This is a genomic window from Candidatus Paceibacterota bacterium, from assembly GCA_028697015.1.
In the GTDB taxonomy this organism is placed as follows: Bacteria; Patescibacteriota; Minisyncoccia; order Minisyncoccales; family GWA2-38-27; genus JAQVFW01.
This window is the reverse complement of the sequence record JAQVFW010000001.1, coordinates 76,843-94,226: the sequence shown is the minus strand read 5'-3', so window position 1 is coordinate 94,226 and position 17,384 is coordinate 76,843. Positions and strand designations below refer to the sequence as shown.

Below are 17,384 nucleotides of genomic sequence, written 5' to 3'. Positions count from 1 at the left end.
ATCCGCAGTTAAAATACAAGAATTACAATGAAATATTATTAAGCAACAAATTTATAAGACTTTTTTAAAAAATAATAATCTTTTCCAACTGGAAAGATTTGATATTTTATCCTATTTCCCTCTATAAACAATTCTTCCCTTTTTATCGTCATAAGGAGTTGTTTCTACTTGAACCTTGTCTCCGGGTAGTATCCTTATTCTGTAAATTCTCATTTTCCCAGCTAAATGAGCAATTACCTCCCCTCCGTCTTCCAGTTCAACCCTGAAACTTGCGTTAGGCAATGCCTCAAGAACAACACCGTTTTTACGAAGAATGTTTTTACTTTGATCTTTCATTTATGCGAGTAATTTAGCAAAATTTATCTTTTTTGTCAAACTGATTTAAGAGAAAAAGCATTTTTCTCCTAAATTAAATATTTATTTTTATTTCAACCTTTTCCTTTTGAGAAGGAGCCTTGCTTCTCAATAAGGGCCAAGAATTTATCTGGATCCTCTCTATCTGGGGAATACTTGCAAGGTTGGTTTTTATTGTCTCTCTCTCTTTTCCTAAAACAAAATTATCAATTTCAATCATTGAAACTTCAGAGTAAATTTCCGCGCTATAGGTGACATTTAAAGCAATTCTTCCACTTTCGTCAACTTCAAGAAACTGATAGCTTATTTCCATGCTTTCTCTTTTTATTTTTTGCCCTTCAAGTATATTTCTAGTAATAAAATCCTCCGCCAAAACCTCCATATCTGCCTTTTTAAAACCGGGAAATTTCAATTCCATTTCAAGTTCATAATCAAAATTAGAAACAATATCCCCCGCCTCTGCAAATATCTCTTCTTTCAGAATATTTTTTTCAGAAATGATATTTTCTCCCTGGAGAACAAATCCTTCTTTCTCCGCTGCGCTTAAAGCAGACACATAGGCGCTCTTTAAAACTCCTTCGTGTAAAAGATTTTTTGCCGTTTCAATATCTTCCTTTAGAACAACGGACGCCTCTCCTTGAAATCCTCCTTTCATCGGTTCAAAAGATTTTCCGTAAAAATCAATATATTTTGCCGTTCCGGCAAAGCCCGGTATTGAAAAGGTAGCAGGTCCGATATTATAATCTTCTCCGGCTTCTGCCGCCTTTACTTCTATATCAACATATCCGGGCTCAAGCTTGCCTCCGGAATACTTTCCCCCGGGAATAACCTCCCTTTTTAAAGATCTGAAAAGCTTTCCGTCGGAAGAAACAAACCTGGTACTATCAAGAAGAGATTGGTCTTCCGTTGAATGATTGTTATAGACACGTATTATTCCCGTTGCGCTTTCCTGAACGGTTGCCTTTCCTGAAGAGGGAAAATTTTGAATTCCAGAAGCGTTTTCTATAAAAAGCTTTCCCTGAATAACCCTGTCATTAATATTTATGTAATCAATATTTGTATCTATCAAAACCGTCTCGCTAAAATCCAAGCGTTCTGTTTTAATCCAAATTTCAATTTGAGCAATAGAAAAGGAAAAATAAGCCCAAATTCCAGAAAATAAAAAAAGGAAAACAAAAAAATAAAAAATATATTTTTTGAAATCAAAATGTCTTTCTTTCTTTACTTTTTCTTCTTCAAAAACCTCTTCTTCTTTGGTGACTTTTTTCTGAACTGGAATTATATCAAATATTTTTTCAGGCATATTTTAAAAAATTAAAATTTAAAAAATTAAGAATCTGACAAAACGGCTCTTATCCTCCTTATGCCAAATCCTGCTGATTCTTCTTTTATAATCTTAAAATCTGAAAGCTCGGAAGTATTTTTAACATGCGGCCCTCCGCAAACCTCCTTTGAAAAATCTCCTATTGAATAAACTGTTACCTTTTCCCCGTATTTGTCCTTGAAATATGCAAACGCTCCGCTTTTAATTGCCTCATCATAGCTTATTTCTTCCTTCCTTACTTCTAGTTTCTCTTTTATTTTTTGATTGACAATATCCTCGACTTTCTTAATTTCCTCCTTTGTCATTTTCAAAGAATGAGAAAAATCAAAACGAAGACGCTCCTTGGTAATATCAGAGCCCATTTGCTTTACGTTTTTCCCCAAAACCTCATAAAGAGCTCTATGGAGAAGATGAGTGGCTGTATGATATTTAACTGCCCTATAATCATCCCTGTCTCCGACTCCTCCAAATTTCTTTTCTGCTCCAGCTCTTGAAATTTCTTGGTGATCTTTAAATTGCTCTTTAAAGGCATCTTCAACTTCTTTTTTAAAAATAATTTTGACATTAAAATTTTTAAATTCTTCCAATGATTGTTCAATAGGAAAGCCAAAGCTTTGGTAAAGGAAAAATAATTTCCTACCTAATTCCTTGCATTTTTTAATCGGATCATCTGAATCTTTAATTTCTCCGATTGACAAATTTGCCTCCGGAACCGTTTTTTCATCATCAAACCATTCAATAATTTTATGAAGTTCTTTTAATCCGCTTTCCAATGTTTTTTCAAATTTTTCCCCTTCTTCCTTAATGACATTTAAAACATTAGATTTACTTTTTTCCGTTTCAGGATAAAATCCTTTATAGTTTTCAATGACTTCTTTCGCAAGTAAAGACAAAAAATTTTTAGGCATATCGATTATTTTTCCAAACCTTATAGCTCTTCTTATTATTCTTCTTAAAATATACCCTCTTTCTATATTGCTTGGAAGAACCCCATCGGTTATGAGAAAAACAGCTCCTCTTACATGGTCGGATATGACTCGAAAAAAGATTTTGTTCTCTTTATACTTTTTTAAAGAAAGTTCTTCAATTTTCCTTATCAGAGGCATAAAAAGATCCGTTTCGTATGCCGACTCTTTTTTTGTAAGAAGAGAAATTAATCTTTCAAAACCAATTCCTGTATCAACATTTCTTTGAGGAAGTTTTGTATAAGAACCATCTTCATTCTTATTATACTCCATAAAAACCAAATTCCAAAGCTCTACGAATCTTCTACAATCATCGCACCCGACAGAACAAGACGGTTTTTTACATCCAAATTCCTCTCCTCTATCATAGTGGATTTCAGAGCTAGGGCCGCATGGCCCAACTTTTGACGTTGGCCCCCAAAAATTATCTTTCCATCCGAATTCCAAAATCCTTTCTTCCGGAATTCCTTTTTTTTGCCATATTAAAGATGATTCTTCATCTTTGGGAATCCCCTGTTCTCCTTTAAAAATAGTTATCCAAATTCTGTCCTTATCAAGAAAAAGCCGGTCTACAAAAAAGCGGAAAGCCAGATCAATGGCTCCCTCTTTAAAATACCCTTTATCTTTGTCTTCCCCTATTGACCAATTACCAAGCATTTCAAAAAAAGTGTGGTGAGTATCATCTCCTACTTCTTCAATATCTGGAGTCCTGAAACATTTTTGAACGGAGGCAAGATGGCGCGATTTAAAATCGGAAAGAATATCTTTTTCTCCGGAAAGATAAGGAACAAACTGCTGCATCCCCGCAGAAGTCAAAAGAACGGTTTTATCTTCCGGAATTAAAGAGCTGGAAGCAACTATTTTATGCCCGTTTTCCTCAAAAAAACTCAAAAAATCTTCTCTTAATTTAAGCGAATCCATAATAGAGATATTTTAACTTAAAATTTCCTAAAAATCAAATTTTAAACTAAAGCGCTAATCTGCCATTTTTTCAATTTCTCCAGGATTTAAAGAAGCTTTTCCGACAAGAAGTCCGTCAAATCCAATTTCTAAATAATCTTTTGCATTTTTTCCATTTACGCTTCCTCCGTAGATAATTTTAGTATCAAAAAGATTTGAAATAAATAACCGAATTTCAGAAGCAATTTTTAAACTGCAAGAATTACCTGTTCCTATCGCCCAAACTGGCTCATAAGCGATAATTGCCTTTTTAACGCTTACTCCTTTAAGAGATGACATTATCTGTTTTTTTATAACGCTTTTAGTTTTCCCGTTTTCTTTTTCTTTTAGTGTTTCACCGACACACAAAACGGGAATCATCTTGTTTTCTAAAACAGCTTTTATCTTCCTTTTTATAACATCATCTTTTTCATTAAAATACCGCCTTCTTTCCGAATGGCCGACAATAACATATTTGCATCCAAAATCTTTAAGCATAGAAGCGGAAACTTCTCCAGTATAAGGTCCATCTTCATAGAAGCAATTTTGGGCGCCAAGAGAAAGACCTTTTAGAAAAGGAATATGAACAAAAGAAGGGCAAACGACAATTTCTGTTTTTTTCGCCTTTAAAGACGTTTTTTTTATCAATTCAAAAATCCTTTTGCTTTCAGTTAAACTTTTCGGATTGCATTTGAAATTAGCGATGATTATTTTTTTCATTGTTCTCTTAAATATTTTGCCGCTTTTTCCGGCTTTACAACAAGTATTTCCATTCTTGTTCCTATTTCAAAACCGGCAAAAGTTGAAGTTCTGGGCAATATTGTCCAGTGATAATGGTAATAATCATGTTTTTTTCCATCACAAGGAGCACTATGAAGATAAAAATTATAATCCGGATCTCCAAGTCCTTTTTTAATTTTCTTCATTACTGAAGAAAACGCTTCTGATAAAAAAGTTATTTCTTTTTCGCTTATCTTTTCAAAATAAGGACGATGTTTTTTAGGGGTAATAATAATCTGGAAAGCGGACTTTGAAGCAAAAGGGCAAAGAGCTATAAATTCTTTGTTTTCAAAAACAACTCTTTCTTTTTCTTTTCTCTCCCAGTCGCTCATTTTACAATATATGCACTTGTTTGTTTTTTTGAAATATTTTTCAGAATTTGAAAGAGCCCCCAAAAGGTCAACATCAATAAGCGGGGTTGTTATTATTTGAGAATGAGGATGGTTAACCGAAGCGCCAGCTTTTTCTCCTTGATTATGGAAAATGGAAATATGATTAACGTGTTTTTGTTTTTTCAAAAATAAATACCTTTTTCTGTAAGCATTAAAAACTTCCTTTACTTCATTAACTTTAAAATCAGCCATATGCCTGCTGTGGCTTTTTGTTATTACAACTTCATGAAACCCCACCGCATCCATTTTTTCATAAATTCCCCCTTCTATTCTTTCATTTAATTTTAAAGAAGGAACAACAGCTGGAAATTTATTAGGTATGACAGCAAGAGTCCACTTTTTAGAGCCAAAAGGAACTTCTTTCCCTTTATATGTCATTAAAACAGGCTGTTCCTGGTTTGCAAGAGTGCGAAAAGGACAATTCTTGTCTTGAAGGGGTTTTTTCTTTTTTTTCTTTTTAAAAGATTCCGGCCTTTTTGCCCTGCCGGAAGCAACAACAACCCAGTTTTTAGAAACTAAGTCAAACCTAAGCTCCGAAGGAGGTTTTTTGTTTTCTTCCATATTTGTTTGTAATTAAATTCCATCTTATTAAAATCAAATCAAGTCCCATTTTAAACATTGCGCTTTTTTTTACCTTACTTTCAATATCATTAATCCAAACTACAGGAATTTCTTTTATCCCGTAACCAAGTTTTTTGCCTATTATCAAAATCTCAGGGTCAAAAGCCCATCTGTTTATTTTACACAAAGGCAATATATTTTCAGCTGCCTGTTTGCTTAAGACCTTAAAACCGCACTGAGTATCCCAAACGCCCCAAAGCCCGATAAGAAATTGAACCATTAGATTAAAAACTTTCCCGACAAAGCGCCTTGAAAAAGGCTGAGGATTTTTAATAAGAGATCCTTTTATCGCTCTTGAACCGATTATAATATGATTGTTTTTAAAAAAGGGAATGAATTTTTCAATTTCTTCAATGGGAGTTGAATTATCCGCGTCCGCAAAAAGACGCCAATCTCCTTTTGCAGATAAAAGTCCCTGCCTGACAACAAAACCTTTTCCGTTGTTTTTTTTATTATTAATAAAAACAAGATTCTTTATCTCTTTTTTCATTTTAGAAACAATTTCTGCCGTTTCGTCTTTTGAACCGTCGTTTACTACCACTATCTCATATTCATAGTCCTTGTTCTTAAAATAAAAATCAAAATCCCGCAAAGTTTTAATAATGCGGTTTTTTTCATTATAGGCGGGAATGATAATTGACAAATACATTCCTATATTATAACCAAATTATAGTTCCGTTGCAACTTTAGCTCCGTCTTTTGTAATAATTATCGTGTGTTCAAAGTGAGCCGAAATAGAGCCATCTTTTGTTTTATAGGTACACATATCCTTACCTAAAACTATTTCAGAAGAACCAAGAGAAGCCATCGGTTCAAGGCATAAAATCATACCTTCTTCGATTTTCATTCCTTTATGCCTTTTCCCAAAATTAAGAACGTCCGGAGGTTCATGAACTTCCTTCCCAATCCCATGGCCGCAAAGATTTTCAATAACCTTAAAACCCTGACTTGTAATGCATCTTTCAATTGTATTGCCAATGTCTCCTAGAGTATTTCCTATTCTTGCTTTTTTTATTCCTCTCTTTAAAGCCTTCTTTGTTGTCTTGATAAGGCGCAAAACGTCAAAAGGAACCTCATTTAAAAAAACGGTAGTTGCCATATCGTTATGGAATCCTTTATAAAAAAAACCCAAATCAAGAGAAACAACATCTCCTTCTTTTATTTTTTTCCCGAAAGGAATTCCATGAACAATTTCCTCATTCAAGGAAAGGCAAAGAGCAGCGGGAAAACCATTATAATTTTTAAAAGAAGGGATACCTTTATTTTTTAAAATTAATTCTTCAGCAAGATTATTCAAATGGTCTCCGGAAACGCCAACAATAACTTCTTTTTTTAAACGATCCATTATGCCTGCTAAAATTTTTCCTCCTTCCTCTATTGCTTCTATTTCTTCTTTTGTTTTAATTAGAGCCATTTGCAAAAATCAGATATTCTTAATTTCTATTAGTATTTTTCTGGCTTTGTTTGTTTTTTCCCAGGTAAATTCTTTTTCTTTTCTGCCAAAATGGCCGTAACATGATGTTTTTCTGTATATCGGCCTTAAAAGATTAAGTTGTTTTATAATCATCCCCGGAGAAAGGTCAAAAACTTTTGGAATAATTTTAGTTATTTTTTCTTCGGTCAAATTCGGAAATTTTTTAAAGTTGATGGAATCAAAAGTGTTAACATTTAAAGAAAGAGGAGATGTTCCTCCAATAGTATAGGCAATTTGAATTTCACATCTTTCACAAATTCCGGAAGCAACGATATTCTTGGCAATATATCGGGCCATATAAGCTCCGGATCTGTCCACTTTTGTCGGGTCTTTTCCTGAAAAAGCCCCTCCTCCGACATTAGCCATTCCTCCATAAGTATCGACTATAATTTTTCTTCCGGTTGCTCCACAATCTGCAACAGGCCCTCCAATAACAAAACGGCCAGTCGTATTGATATGGTAAGAAGTTTTTGAAGTAAGATATTTCCCGCACACCGGCTTTATCACTTTGTTTATTATTTCTTTTCTTAATTTTGAAGAGTTAACATTAGGGTCATGTTGGGCGCCAATTACTACGGCCTGTACAAATTTTGGCTTCATATTCTCATAATAAACGGTAACTTGACTTTTTCCGTCCGGTCTTAAAAAAGGAAGAATTTTCTTTTTTCTCACTTCTGCAAGGCGTTTTGAAAGCTTATGACTTAATATAATCGGCAAAGGCATAAGTTCTGAGGTTTCTCTGCAAGCAAATCCTGTCTGCATTCCCTGATCTCCCGCTCCCTGCTTTTTATCTGCTGTTTTTTTAACTCCCATTGCAATGTCCTTCGATTGCTCGTTAATGGCATTGAAAATGGCAAAAGTGCGGTAATCAAAACCATACTCGGGCTTATCATAACCAATATCGTGCACAACATCCCTTACAATATTATTAACATTGACAAAGGCCTTTGTTGTAACCTCTCCCCCGACAAGAACATAACCCATTCCGACCGCAACTTCGCAGGCAACTCTTGAATATTTGTCTTTTTTAAGCAAAGAATCCAAAACGGCATCGGAAATTTGGTCGGCAACTTTATCTGGATGACCTTCGGTTACAGATTCGGAAGTGAATAAGAAATTTTTCATTTTTTAATCAATTAGCAAACTCTCCTAATTTTTTTATTATCTCTTCAAAAATATCAACAGGAGAACCGCTTCCGTCAATTGACTTAACTTCAATTCCTTGTTTTTTCATATCTTCCACGACTGGAAAAGTTCTTGATTCATATTCTTTAAGGCGTATTTTTATCGTTTCAACATCGTCTAATCCTTCCCGCTTCATAAGTTTTGAACCGTCAAGGGGACATTTTTTCAGGTCTTTTGTTTCTTCCGTATAAATAATAGGATGCCTCATTAAAGAGCATATCCTTCTTTTTGAATTTCTTTTTATTGTTTCTTCCGGAGTTATATTGACAAGAACAGTTTTAATATTTTTTTCTCCATAGAGTTCTTTGAGAAAAGGAATTACCTTGGAGCTTTCATAAATAGTCCTGGGAGAGCCTGCTAGTATTATGCTCTCTCCGGCATCAAAAAGCTTCTTTATTTTTTTCTTTATTAAAAAAACAACAAAAGGCGGACTGCATAAAATTCCTTCTTCCCAAAGTTTTTTCTCTTTTAAGGTATCATACTTTTCTCCGTCGATTAAAAGAAATCTGTCATCTTCTTCATTTTTAAAGTTTTCTTCAAGAACTTTGCTTGTTTCAAGATAAAAAAAGTCCAAAGCTTCGGAAAGCAATTGGGCTTGTGTTCCTTTTCCCGCTCCAGGAGCGCCAAAAATAATTAAAACTTTCTTGTTTTTCTCCCCCATAAAAATTTTAAAACGTTTCGTACTCTCTCATTTGGAGCTGGGCATTTATTTGTTTCATTGTATCAAGAACAACGCTCACCGCGATAAGAAGAGAAGTTCCCCCTATTAAAAAATTAAAAACGCCAACCTGAGTTATCCCAGCTACAATTGAAGGCATTACCGCTATAGTTCCAAGAAAAATAGCGCCAAAAAGCAAAACTCTATTTAAAATATGCTGTATAAAATCGGCAGTCGGATCTCCTGGTCTTATCCCCGGAATAAAGCCACCCATTTTCTGAAGATTGCCGGAAATATTTTTCGGGTCGAAAGTAACGGCCGTATAGAAAAAAGTGAAAAGAACAACTAGTGTGAAATAAAGAATATTATGAATCCAAGGATCGGAAAGAAAAGAAGAAACACCAGTTGCAATTGCCCCAATCATACCTTCTTTCCCTACAAAAAAACTAGCCAGCATTCCGGGAAGAAGAACAACCGACAGAGCGAATATAATTGGTATTACTCCGGCAGGATTAACATTTAAAGGCAAATAAGTGGAAGCTCCTCCGTACATTTTCATTCCCCTGACTCTTTTTGCGTATGATATGGGAATATTCCTTCTTCCTTCGTTTACCAGAACAACCCCGGCAATAATCAAAATTGCCAGAGCAAAAAATATCAAATAAGAAGGAATCATGGCGGGGTCCCATGTAAAAACCATTTGACGTATATTCGAAGGAAAATCGGCAACTATTCCGGCAAAAATTAAAATAGAAACTCCGTTACCTATTCCTTTTTCAGATATCAATTCTCCAAGCCACATTAAAAGAACCGTTCCTGCAGTAACCGTAAGAAGAGAAACAGCAAGAGTCATTCCATCAAGAGAAGGAATAACATTTTGCCTTTGAAAAAGAGCCAGCATTCCATATCCCTGAACAAGGGCGAAAGGAACAGTAAGCATTCTTCCGTATTGGTTAAACTTCTTTCTCCCCGCTTCTCCTTCTTCTTTATAGAGCTTTTCCAGCTGGGGAATTATCATCGTCAAAAGCTGCAGTATAATAACGGCTGTAATATAAGGGCCAACCCCAAGCATCACGATAGACATTCTATCAAGAGCCCCTCCTGTAAAAACATTAAGAAGCCCGAACATCTGAAATTGTTCAAAGAAAAGTTTTAAATTTTGGGCGTCTATTCCAGGCATCGGAATACTCGCCATAACTCTGAAAAAAGCTAAAATACCCAAAATAAAGAGTATCTTTTTCCTAAGATCTTTTATCTTGTAAATTTGGATAATTTTTTGGTACCACATAATTTATTTCAATCTTTTATTGCTTGCTTTTCTCTTCCTTCACGCTTTTTGCTTTAATTTTCCCGTTTGCTTTTTCTATTTTTTCTTTTGCTGCATTCGAAAAAAGGCAGTTTTCAAAAAATAGACCCTTTTCTATCTTGCCAGTTGCTAAAATTTTTACCTTGGGCGTTCTCCCTGAAACTCTGGAAACAAGCTTTTTTGAAACTAAAATCTGAGGTGTTACTTTTTCCCCTTCATTGAATTTTTTATTCAAGACGGATAAATTCAAAACAACAATATCTTTAAAGCTCTTAAATTTATAACCTTTTAACTTAGGATACCTTTTGATAGATCCTCTTATAAGCGGCTCCATTTTTCTTCCCGCTCTTGATTTTTGGCCCTTCATCCCTCTTCCCGAATATGTTCCTCTTTTTCCTCCTCTTCCAACTCTTTTCTTTTTTTTGGCCTTATTTTTGATTTTCAGTTCGTGTATTTGCATTTTTGTTTTTCAATTTTTTCAAGGCGGAAATCGCCGCGTTTGCATTATTAATCTTGTTATTTGTCTTACCGATAATTTTAGAAGAAATATTCTTAATTCCCGCTAAATTACAAATAACCCTGACTGTTCCTCCTGCAACAACTCCTCTCCCTTTGCTTTGCGGCTTTAAAACAACCTTAGCGGCTTTAAATTTCGACTCAACCTGATGAGCAATCGTATCTTTTAAAATAGGAACCTGAATAATATTTTTTTTGGCGGCTTTTGTGGCTTTTTCAATCGCTTCTGCAACGTCCTTTCCTTTCGCAATTCCCATTCCAACAAGCCCTTGATAATTACCTACGATTACCGTGGCTCTAAAGCGAAACTTTCTTCCTCCTCCTGTCATTCTTACAACTCTTGCAAGATCAAGAAGCTTTGAATCAAAGTTATCTTTTTTTTCTGCTGGTTTTCTTGTAAAATTATTCATGTCTGATTAAAATTTTAATCCTTCTTTGCGGGCACCCTCGGCAAGCGACTTTACTCTGCCATGATATTTGTATCCGGCCCTGTCAAAAACAACTTCTTTTATTTTTTTAGACATTGCCTCTTTGGCAATAATTTCTCCCGCCTTAAAGGCCTTTTCTGTTTTTTTCCCTTTTTTTATATTTTTGTCGTTTGCAGAAACAACCGTTTTTCCTGTATTGCTATCAATAATTTGGGCATAAATATGATTGGCTGAACGGAAAACGGAAAGACGGGGCTTTTCTGTATAGCCAATAATTTTTTTGGAAACTCTTTTTTGCCTTTGTTTTCTTTTTAATTGTTTTTTAAGCATAATCGTTTAAGCGGCGCTGGCAACTTTCTTGCCGACTTTCTTTTTAACAACTTCTCCGACATATCTTATTCCTTTTCCTTTATATGGTTCAGGAGGGCGGACAGCTCTAATTTTTGCAGCGATAAGCCCAACCTTTTCTTTTTCTATCCCTTCTACCGTAATAATATTTTTATCTACTGAAAAAGAAATTCCTTCGGGTTTTTTGATTTTAACCACATGAGAAAAACCAACTTTCAAATTAATGTCTCCTCCTTCAATTTCCGCTCTGTATCCAACTCCTTCTATTTGGAGTTTTTCCTGGTAGCCGTTTAATACTCCTTCTATCATGTTTGACAGAAGCGTTCTGGTAAGACCCCAATATTTTTTAGAATTATTGTTCTCAACTTTTAAAGAAACAAAAACTTGATTTTCTTTTAATTCAATTTTCACTTCTGGACGAAAAATTCTTACAAGTTCTCCCCTCTGGCCTTTTACAGAAACTTGCAAACCGTCTATTTTAACTTCCACATTTGATGGTATTATAATTGGTTTTTTTCCTATTCTTGACATAATAATATATTTTTCAATTTTACCAGATTTCACAAATAATTTCTCCTCCAAGATTTTTTTTCTTCGCTTCTTTTCCTGTCATAAGGCCCTTGGGAGTTGAAACAACAGATATGCCGTATCCGCCTCTTACTCCTTTTATCTTATCTGAACCAGAATATATCCTTTGGCCCGGCTTTGAAATTCTTTTTAATCCAGTTATAACTGATTCTCCTTCTTTCTCGTACTTCAAATCAATTTCTATTGTTCTGCTAGTATTTCTTCCCTTTTTTTCAACTTTGGCAACAAATTTTTCTTCAAGAAGAATATTGGCGAGACGATATTTTAAATTGGAAAAAGGAATAGAAACCGTTTTTTTGGAAACGGCCTTAGCATTTCTTATTCTGCTTAGCATGTCTGCAATTGGATCTGTCATATTTTTCTTTTATTTTTAGTTTACCAGGATGACTTTTTAACTCCAGGGATTTCCCCTTTATTTGCCATTTCTCTAAAACAAATTCTGCACAAGTGGAATTTCCTTAAGTATGCTCTTTTTCTGCCACACTTAAAACATCTGTTTATTTCTCTCGTGCTAAACTTCGGCTTTTTCTTTGATTTTTCTATTTTTCCTTTTTTTGCCATTATTTCTTTATAGGGAATCCGATTAATCTTAACATTTCAATTCCCTCTTCTTTGTTTTTCGAAGTAGTCGCTATTGTCACCTCCATTCCAAAAATACTTTTTGTTTTTTCCGGAAGAATTTCCGGGAAAATAATATGTTCGCGTATTCCTATCGTAAGATTCCCGCTTTTATCAAAAGATTCTTTTTTTATTCCGGCAAAATCTCTCATTCGCGGAAGAGAAATGCTAATAAAGCGGTCTACGAAATCATACATCTTTTTCTTTCTTAAAACAACTGCCGCTCCAACTGGCGTTCCTTTTCTAAGCTTGAAAGCAGCAACCGATTTTTTTGCATTGGCAAGATACGGCCTCTGGCCTGAAATCAATCCCAGATCTTCCAAAACCGCTTCTTCTATTTTCTTTTGTTCAGTAGAAGCTTTCCCGGATGCTATCTTTCCAAATCCAACGTTTAAAACCACCTTTTCCATTTTAGGAACAGAAAACTTATTTTTATACCCGAACTTTTCCATCATCGCCGGTATAACTTTCTTTTCATATTTTTCTTTTAATCGTGACATAGAATCGTTGAACTCCTTTATATACTTTGTTTACATTTTTTGCAAATTCTTTGCTTTTTACCTTCATTTTCATTTTTTCCAATTCGAGCAGCCTTTCCGCATTTTGGACAAATAATTTTAACGTTGGAAATGGAAATGGGAGAAGGCATCTCTATTATTTCTCCCTTTTTTCCCGACGTTTTCGGCCTCATTCTTTTTTTCTTTAAATTAATTCCCTCAACAAGCGCTCTTGCTTCTTTCAGAAGAACTTTCATTATTTTTCCTTTCTTTCCTTTGTCTTTGCCTGTTATAACAAGAACTTGGTCTCCTTTTTTTAACTTTGTTCCTGTAATATTTTTTTTGGTTTTTTTAATCATATGTAATTTTTGATAAAATCACAGAACTTCTTTTGCCAAGCTTGATATTTTATCAAAACCTTTTTCTTTTATCTCTCTAGAGATAGGACCTAAAATTCTTCCTCCTTTCGGCTCTTTTCCTGCTCCAAGAATAACAACCGCATTATCGCTAAAACTAATATATGTTCCATCAGGACGCTTAAAATGCTTTTTTTGCCTTACAATCACCGCTTTTACAACATCATGTTTTTTCACCGGTTTTCTTGGTTCCGCTTCTTTCACCGCCGCAACAATAATATCTCCCAAAAAAGCATATCTTCTTCGCGTTCCTCCTAAAACCTTAATACACTGGACAATTTTTGCTCCAGAATTATCAGCTACCTTTAACATTGTTCTTGGCTGAATCATAATTTAAAACTCAAGTTATATTTTCTTTAAAACTTTCCATCTCTTATTTTTTGATATCGGACGGCATTCTTCTATTACAACGCTTTCCCCTATTTTATATTGATTCTCGGGATCATCGGCTTGATATTTTTTATGGACTTTGTATCTTTTCTTGTATTTAGGATGTTCTTTCACGCTCAAAACTTTAACTACCACCGTTTTATCCATATTGCTAGAAACAATCTCTCCTGTTAATTTTCTTTTTGGCATATTTTTATATTTGTTTTTGGCAAAGAGCCGTAAGCGCCCTTGCAATGTCTTTTTTAATCTCTTTAATCTCTGAAGTATTCTTTACCTTTCTTAAGGGAAGATCAAATTTAAGACGGGATAACTTTGCCTTTTTTTCAGCAATAAAAACCTCAATGTCTTTATTTTCTTTTTTTATAATTTCAGAAATTTTCATATTTATCTTTACAAATTAAAAAACCTATCTCTTAACAAACTTTGTTTTAATGGGAAGTTTGTCCGCTGCTTTTTTAAAAGCGCTCCTTGCGTCTTCTTCTTTTATCCCCTCAACTTCAAATATCATTCTTCCTGGTCTTATAGGAAAAACATAATGATCAACAGCTCCTTTTCCTCCGCCCATAGGAACCTCTGTTCCTTTCTTTGTTACCGGCTTGTCGGGAAATACCCTAATCCACATTTTTCCTCCTTTTCTCAAATATCTTATTATAGCCCTTCTTGCGGCTTCAAGCTGGCGGGATGAAATCCATTTGGTTCCAAGAGATTTAAGTCCGTAACTACCAAAAGAAACCTCCGTTCCGCGGGTCGCTATTCCTTTTGATCTTCCTTTGAAGCTCTTTCTATGTTTAACTTTTCTTGGTATTAATACGGCCATAATTTTTTATTCATCAAATTTGTCTCCTTTATAGAGCCAAAATTTTATTCCCACTATTCCAAAAGTTGTAAAAGCCTCCGCCTTTGCATAGTCAATATCTGCTCTTATTGTTTGCAAAGGCAACCGTCCGGAAGAAAGCCATTCTCTTCTTGCAATATCCGCTCCGTTAAGCCGTCCTGAAAGCTCCACTTTTACTCCTTTTATCTCTTTATTTACTGTCGTTTTTTGAATAGCCTGCTTCATCACTTTTCTGTATGGCATTCTTTTCTCTATTTGCTGGGCAACCCATGTGGCAGTTGAAGCGGCAGAAGTCCAAGGATTTTTAATTTCTCTTATTTCAATCCTTATTTCTTTTTTTTCTTTGCCTGTATTTTTAATAATTTTACGCTCTATCTCTTTTTTGAGAAGATCCACTCCTTCTCCGCCACGGCCAATGATAAGGCCCGGGCGTGGAGTTGTGATTATAATATTCAATTTATTTAAAGATCGCTCTATTTCAATTTTTTCAACACCAATTTTATTAAGTTTCTTTTTTAAGAAATCCCTTACTTTAAAATCTTCTTCAAGCAACAAACCGGGGGTTTTATGATACCACCTTGAATCCCAGTCCGCGTTTTCTCTGATTCTATATGCTTTTGGATGAACTTTATGCGCCATAATTTTACAATCTTACTTACATTGATTTTCTTCTAAACATTTTTTTTGTTTCTGATTTTCCCCTTGCATTAATATTTTCCTTTCTTTCCCATTTTTTTCTTTCTTTTTTAAGAACACTAACTTGCTCTTTTCCTTCTTTTATTTCTTCTTTCTTTTTTTTGTTTTTCACTTTTTTAATTTTTCCTTCTATCGGTTCAAGAATAACCGTAATATGCGATGTTTTTTTAAAAATCGGATAGGCTTGTCCTCTTGCTCTTGGCATCCATCTTTTGAATTTTGGCCCTTCGTCAACTGTTATCTTTGAAATATAAAGGGTTTCGGGAACTATTTCGAAATTATTTTTAGCATTGCTTTCTGCCGATTTCAAAAGTTTTTCAAGAGGATGCGCCGGTTTTTTTATCGTAAACCTGAGAATATCTTTCGCTTCAACAAGACCCTTTCCCCTGATAATATCTGCCACCATTCTAACTTTCCTTGGCGAAATCCTTATATAATTTGCTTCTGCTTTTATAATCATTTTTTCTATTTTATTTCTTTCCCTTCTTTTCCACTTCTCTTTGAATCTTTCCTCCATGCCTTACAAATTTCTTAGTTGGAGAAAATTCACCAAGTTTATGGCCAATCATCTCTTCCTTAATTTGAACTTGGATAAACTGCTTTCCGTTATAAACATCAAAAGAGTATCCCACCATTTCCGGAGTGATTGTACAGCTTCTTGCCCATGTTTTGATTGCTTTCTCTCCCGGCTTGCTTTTTTTAATCTTTTCCAAAACACTTTCGGCTATATATGGACCTTTTTTTAAACTTCTTGTCATAAAATATTTTTCCTTAAATTACCAGATTAAATCACTTATAAGCGGTCTAATTTGGTAATTCAAGGTACTACAATAATTGAAATAATGCAAATAATTGTTAATTTTTCTTCTTCCTTCTTTGAAGAATATACTTATCGCTTTGTTTTTTCCCTCTTGTCTTTACTCCAAGAGCGTGTTTTCCGGTAGGCGTTTTAGGATATTTCATTCCGATTGAAGTTCTTCCTTCTCCCCCTCCATGAGGATGGTCAACCGGATTCATAGCAGAACCTCTGACAGTTGGTCTTATTCTTCTTCTCCTTGAGTTTCCCGCCTTTTTTATATCAACATAACGCCATTCGGGATGCGAAACTTCTCCCACAGTTACGTAACATTCCTTTAAAATTTTTCTAATCTCTCCTGAGGGCATTTGAACTATTGAATATTTTCCTTCTGTTCCTGAAACTTTAGCAGAAACACCCGCAGATCTTACAATCTGGGCTCCTTTTCCGGGCTGAAGTTCAATATTATAAACGGGAGTTCCAACCGGAACATTCTCTATTTTTAAACGATTTCCCGGTTTAACCTGCGCATTTTCAGAGCAAATAATCTTATCTCCGACTTTTATTTTAAAAGGGGCTATGCTGTAGCGCTTTTCTCCATCTTTATATAAAAGAAGCATGATATAGGCCGTTCTGTATGGATCATATTCTATTGAAATAACCTCTGCAGGAATATCTATCTTTTGCTGTTTAAAATCAACAATCCTATACAATCGTTTTGCTCCCCCTCCTTTGTGCCTAACCGTAATTCTTCCGGAACTGCCACGCCCTGCTTTGTTCTTTAAGAATTTAAGCAGTTTTTTCTCCGGCTTTTTTTTAGTTAATACGGTTTTCATTATATTTTTTATTCTTAAGACAAATCAATTTTCTTGCTTCCTTCAAGCGCAACCATCGCTTTTTTATATCCTTTTTTAAAACCCTTATGCCCCCCAAGGCGTTTTCTTTTTCTTCTTACATTAATAATGTTTACGCTTTCAACCTTTACGTTATATTCTTTCTCCACTTGTTTTTTAATCTCAATCTTATTGGCTTCTTTTGGAACCTTAAAAATATATTTGTTGTTCTTTTCAAGAAGAGCAGCTTTCTCAGTAAAATAAGGAGCGCTAAGAACATTCTTTACTATCGGATTTTTTTTAATATCCTCTTTTTTTTCTTCTTTTACAGAAGACAAAGAAGACACCGCTTTCTTTTTTTCAAGAGACACGGCCGCTGATTTTTTCTTTTTATCCTCCTTTTTGAAAATATTAAGTATGGCCAT

25 protein-coding genes and 2 pseudogenes are annotated in these 17,384 nt (G+C 34.6%); all 27 read right to left on the bottom strand.

The window, feature by feature from the left end; genetic code table 11:
- Positions 1–111: 111 nt before the first annotated feature.
- Positions 112–336, bottom strand: a complete 225-nt coding sequence (gene infA, locus PHH50_00580) for a translation initiation factor IF-1 (protein ID MDD3728809.1) — start codon at positions 334–336, stop codon at positions 112–114.
- 73 nt (positions 337–409) lie between these two features.
- On the bottom strand, positions 410–1,657 hold the full coding sequence (locus PHH50_00575; GenBank protein ID MDD3728808.1) for a hypothetical protein: 1,248 nt from the start codon (positions 1,655–1,657) through the stop codon (positions 410–412).
- Positions 1,658–1,683: 26 nt separating this feature from the next.
- On the bottom strand, positions 1,684–3,564 hold the full coding sequence (locus tag PHH50_00570; protein ID MDD3728807.1) for an alanine--tRNA ligase: 1,881 nt from the start codon (positions 3,562–3,564) through the stop codon (positions 1,684–1,686).
- 54 nt (positions 3,565–3,618) lie between these two features.
- Entirely contained in the window at positions 3,619–4,302 is a 684-nt protein-coding gene (tpiA, locus tag PHH50_00565; GenBank protein MDD3728806.1) for a triose-phosphate isomerase, read from the bottom strand.
- A complete protein-coding gene (locus tag PHH50_00560; protein ID MDD3728805.1) occupies positions 4,299–5,315 on the bottom strand; it encodes an HIT domain-containing protein in 1,017 nt (338 codons plus the stop codon). The genes tpiA and PHH50_00560 overlap by 4 nt, the downstream gene beginning before the upstream one ends.
- The gene (locus PHH50_00555) at positions 5,281–6,024 is read right to left on the bottom strand and encodes a glycosyltransferase family 2 protein (protein ID MDD3728804.1); all 744 of its coding nucleotides are present in this window, start codon (positions 6,022–6,024) and stop codon (positions 5,281–5,283) included. The genes PHH50_00560 and PHH50_00555 overlap by 35 nt, the downstream gene beginning before the upstream one ends.
- Positions 6,025–6,042: 18 nt before the next feature.
- The gene (gene map, locus PHH50_00550) at positions 6,043–6,789 is read right to left on the bottom strand and encodes a type I methionyl aminopeptidase (GenBank protein MDD3728803.1); all 747 of its coding nucleotides are present in this window, start codon (positions 6,787–6,789) and stop codon (positions 6,043–6,045) included.
- 9 nt (positions 6,790–6,798) lie between these two features.
- On the bottom strand, positions 6,799–7,974 hold the full coding sequence (metK, locus tag PHH50_00545; GenBank protein MDD3728802.1) for a methionine adenosyltransferase: 1,176 nt from the start codon (positions 7,972–7,974) through the stop codon (positions 6,799–6,801).
- Positions 7,975–7,981: 7 nt separating this feature from the next.
- The gene (locus tag PHH50_00540; protein MDD3728801.1) at positions 7,982–8,695 is read right to left on the bottom strand and encodes a nucleoside monophosphate kinase; all 714 of its coding nucleotides are present in this window, start codon (positions 8,693–8,695) and stop codon (positions 7,982–7,984) included.
- Positions 8,696–8,702: 7 nt separating this feature from the next.
- Positions 8,703–9,980: a preprotein translocase subunit SecY gene (gene secY, locus PHH50_00535; protein MDD3728800.1), complete on the bottom strand. Its 1,278-nt coding sequence runs from the start codon at positions 9,978–9,980 to the stop codon at positions 8,703–8,705.
- A 16-nt stretch (positions 9,981–9,996) separates the two neighbouring features.
- Positions 9,997–10,458 (bottom strand): uL15 family ribosomal protein, encoded by a 462-nt coding sequence (locus tag PHH50_00530; protein ID MDD3728799.1) that lies wholly within the window; start codon positions 10,456–10,458, stop codon positions 9,997–9,999.
- The gene (locus tag PHH50_00525; GenBank protein ID MDD3728798.1) at positions 10,427–10,924 is read right to left on the bottom strand and encodes a 30S ribosomal protein S5; all 498 of its coding nucleotides are present in this window, start codon (positions 10,922–10,924) and stop codon (positions 10,427–10,429) included. Before PHH50_00525 ends, PHH50_00530 begins: the two co-directional genes overlap by 32 nt.
- 6 nt (positions 10,925–10,930) lie before the next feature.
- A complete protein-coding gene (gene rplR / locus PHH50_00520) occupies positions 10,931–11,272 on the bottom strand; it encodes a 50S ribosomal protein L18 (GenBank protein ID MDD3728797.1) in 342 nt (113 codons plus the stop codon).
- Between the two features lie 6 nt (positions 11,273–11,278).
- Positions 11,279–11,821 carry a 50S ribosomal protein L6 gene (gene rplF / locus PHH50_00515; GenBank protein MDD3728796.1) on the bottom strand — a complete coding sequence of 181 codons (543 nt, stop codon included), beginning with the start codon at positions 11,819–11,821 and terminating at the stop codon, positions 11,279–11,281.
- Between the two features lie 19 nt (positions 11,822–11,840).
- Positions 11,841–12,233, bottom strand: coding sequence for a 30S ribosomal protein S8 (gene rpsH / locus PHH50_00510; GenBank protein MDD3728795.1), 393 nt, complete (start codon positions 12,231–12,233; stop codon positions 11,841–11,843).
- A gap of 20 nt (positions 12,234–12,253) precedes the next feature.
- Entirely contained in the window at positions 12,254–12,439 is a 186-nt protein-coding gene (locus PHH50_00505) for a type Z 30S ribosomal protein S14 (GenBank protein ID MDD3728794.1), read from the bottom strand.
- Positions 12,439–12,996 carry a 50S ribosomal protein L5 gene (gene rplE, locus PHH50_00500; GenBank protein ID MDD3728793.1) on the bottom strand — a complete coding sequence of 186 codons (558 nt, stop codon included), beginning with the start codon at positions 12,994–12,996 and terminating at the stop codon, positions 12,439–12,441. Before rplE ends, PHH50_00505 begins: the two co-directional genes overlap by 1 nt.
- Before the next feature lie 17 nt (positions 12,997–13,013).
- Positions 13,014–13,352: a 50S ribosomal protein L24 gene (gene rplX, locus PHH50_00495; GenBank protein MDD3728792.1), complete on the bottom strand. Its 339-nt coding sequence runs from the start codon at positions 13,350–13,352 to the stop codon at positions 13,014–13,016.
- An 18-nt stretch (positions 13,353–13,370) separates the two neighbouring features.
- Entirely contained in the window at positions 13,371–13,739 is a 369-nt protein-coding gene (gene rplN, locus PHH50_00490; protein MDD3728791.1) for a 50S ribosomal protein L14, read from the bottom strand.
- Between the two features lie 15 nt (positions 13,740–13,754).
- Complete coding sequence (gene rpsQ / locus PHH50_00485) at positions 13,755–13,988, bottom strand: 30S ribosomal protein S17 (protein MDD3728790.1); 234 nt, start codon at positions 13,986–13,988, stop codon at positions 13,755–13,757.
- A 4-nt stretch (positions 13,989–13,992) separates the two neighbouring features.
- Positions 13,993–14,181, bottom strand: coding sequence for a 50S ribosomal protein L29 (gene rpmC, locus PHH50_00480; GenBank protein ID MDD3728789.1), 189 nt, complete (start codon positions 14,179–14,181; stop codon positions 13,993–13,995).
- Positions 14,182–14,205: 24 nt separating this feature from the next.
- Positions 14,206–14,616 (bottom strand): 50S ribosomal protein L16, encoded by a 411-nt coding sequence (rplP, locus tag PHH50_00475; GenBank protein ID MDD3728788.1) that lies wholly within the window; start codon positions 14,614–14,616, stop codon positions 14,206–14,208.
- A gap of 6 nt (positions 14,617–14,622) precedes the next feature.
- On the bottom strand, positions 14,623–15,273 hold the full coding sequence (gene rpsC / locus PHH50_00470) for a 30S ribosomal protein S3 (protein MDD3728787.1): 651 nt from the start codon (positions 15,271–15,273) through the stop codon (positions 14,623–14,625).
- Positions 15,274–15,469: 196 nt separating this feature from the next.
- Positions 15,470–15,790, bottom strand: a pseudogene (rplV, locus tag PHH50_00465) (50S ribosomal protein L22).
- 10 nt (positions 15,791–15,800) lie between these two features.
- Positions 15,801–16,088: a 30S ribosomal protein S19 gene (gene rpsS, locus PHH50_00460; protein ID MDD3728786.1), complete on the bottom strand. Its 288-nt coding sequence runs from the start codon at positions 16,086–16,088 to the stop codon at positions 15,801–15,803.
- Between the two features lie 97 nt (positions 16,089–16,185).
- Positions 16,186–16,950, bottom strand: a pseudogene (rplB, locus tag PHH50_00455) (50S ribosomal protein L2).
- Positions 16,951–16,976: 26 nt separating this feature from the next.
- On the bottom strand, positions 16,977–17,384 hold the full coding sequence (gene rplW, locus PHH50_00450) for a 50S ribosomal protein L23 (protein ID MDD3728785.1): 408 nt from the start codon (positions 17,382–17,384) through the stop codon (positions 16,977–16,979).

Bases quoted from the DNA above. Each gene is read 5' to 3' on its own strand.
- infA (MDD3728809.1), bottom strand. From the start codon at position 336: ATGAAAGATCAAAGTAAAAACATTCTTCGTAAAAACGGTGTTGTTCTT.
- PHH50_00575 (MDD3728808.1), bottom strand. From the start codon at position 1,657: ATGCCTGAAAAAATATTTGATATAATTCCAGTTCAGAAAAAAGTCACC.
- PHH50_00570 (MDD3728807.1), bottom strand. From the start codon at position 3,564: ATGGATTCGCTTAAATTAAGAGAAGATTTTTTGAGTTTTTTTGAGGAA.
- tpiA (MDD3728806.1), bottom strand. From the start codon at position 4,302: ATGAAAAAAATAATCATCGCTAATTTCAAATGCAATCCGAAAAGTTTA.
- PHH50_00560 (MDD3728805.1), bottom strand. From the start codon at position 5,315: ATGGAAGAAAACAAAAAACCTCCTTCGGAGCTTAGGTTTGACTTAGTT.
- PHH50_00555 (MDD3728804.1), bottom strand. From the start codon at position 6,024: ATGTATTTGTCAATTATCATTCCCGCCTATAATGAAAAAAACCGCATT.
- map (MDD3728803.1), bottom strand. From the start codon at position 6,789: ATGGCTCTAATTAAAACAAAAGAAGAAATAGAAGCAATAGAGGAAGGA.
- metK (MDD3728802.1), bottom strand. From the start codon at position 7,974: ATGAAAAATTTCTTATTCACTTCCGAATCTGTAACCGAAGGTCATCCA.
- PHH50_00540 (MDD3728801.1), bottom strand. From the start codon at position 8,695: ATGGGGGAGAAAAACAAGAAAGTTTTAATTATTTTTGGCGCTCCTGGA.
- secY (MDD3728800.1), bottom strand. From the start codon at position 9,980: ATGTGGTACCAAAAAATTATCCAAATTTACAAGATAAAAGATCTTAGG.
- PHH50_00530 (MDD3728799.1), bottom strand. From the start codon at position 10,458: ATGCAAATACACGAACTGAAAATCAAAAATAAGGCCAAAAAAAAGAAA.
- PHH50_00525 (MDD3728798.1), bottom strand. From the start codon at position 10,924: ATGAATAATTTTACAAGAAAACCAGCAGAAAAAAAAGATAACTTTGAT.
- rplR (MDD3728797.1), bottom strand. From the start codon at position 11,272: ATGCTTAAAAAACAATTAAAAAGAAAACAAAGGCAAAAAAGAGTTTCC.
- rplF (MDD3728796.1), bottom strand. From the start codon at position 11,821: ATGTCAAGAATAGGAAAAAAACCAATTATAATACCATCAAATGTGGAA.
- rpsH (MDD3728795.1), bottom strand. From the start codon at position 12,233: ATGACAGATCCAATTGCAGACATGCTAAGCAGAATAAGAAATGCTAAG.
- PHH50_00505 (MDD3728794.1), bottom strand. From the start codon at position 12,439: ATGGCAAAAAAAGGAAAAATAGAAAAATCAAAGAAAAAGCCGAAGTTT.
- rplE (MDD3728793.1), bottom strand. From the start codon at position 12,996: ATGTCACGATTAAAAGAAAAATATGAAAAGAAAGTTATACCGGCGATG.
- rplX (MDD3728792.1), bottom strand. From the start codon at position 13,352: ATGATTAAAAAAACCAAAAAAAATATTACAGGAACAAAGTTAAAAAAA.
- rplN (MDD3728791.1), bottom strand. From the start codon at position 13,739: ATGATTCAGCCAAGAACAATGTTAAAGGTAGCTGATAATTCTGGAGCA.
- rpsQ (MDD3728790.1), bottom strand. From the start codon at position 13,988: ATGCCAAAAAGAAAATTAACAGGAGAGATTGTTTCTAGCAATATGGAT.
- rpmC (MDD3728789.1), bottom strand. From the start codon at position 14,181: ATGAAAATTTCTGAAATTATAAAAAAAGAAAATAAAGACATTGAGGTT.
- rplP (MDD3728788.1), bottom strand. From the start codon at position 14,616: ATGGCCGTATTAATACCAAGAAAAGTTAAACATAGAAAGAGCTTCAAA.
- rpsC (MDD3728787.1), bottom strand. From the start codon at position 15,273: ATGGCGCATAAAGTTCATCCAAAAGCATATAGAATCAGAGAAAACGCG.
- rpsS (MDD3728786.1), bottom strand. From the start codon at position 16,088: ATGACAAGAAGTTTAAAAAAAGGTCCATATATAGCCGAAAGTGTTTTG.
- rplW (MDD3728785.1), bottom strand. From the start codon at position 17,384: ATGGCCATACTTAATATTTTCAAAAAGGAGGATAAAAAGAAAAAATCA.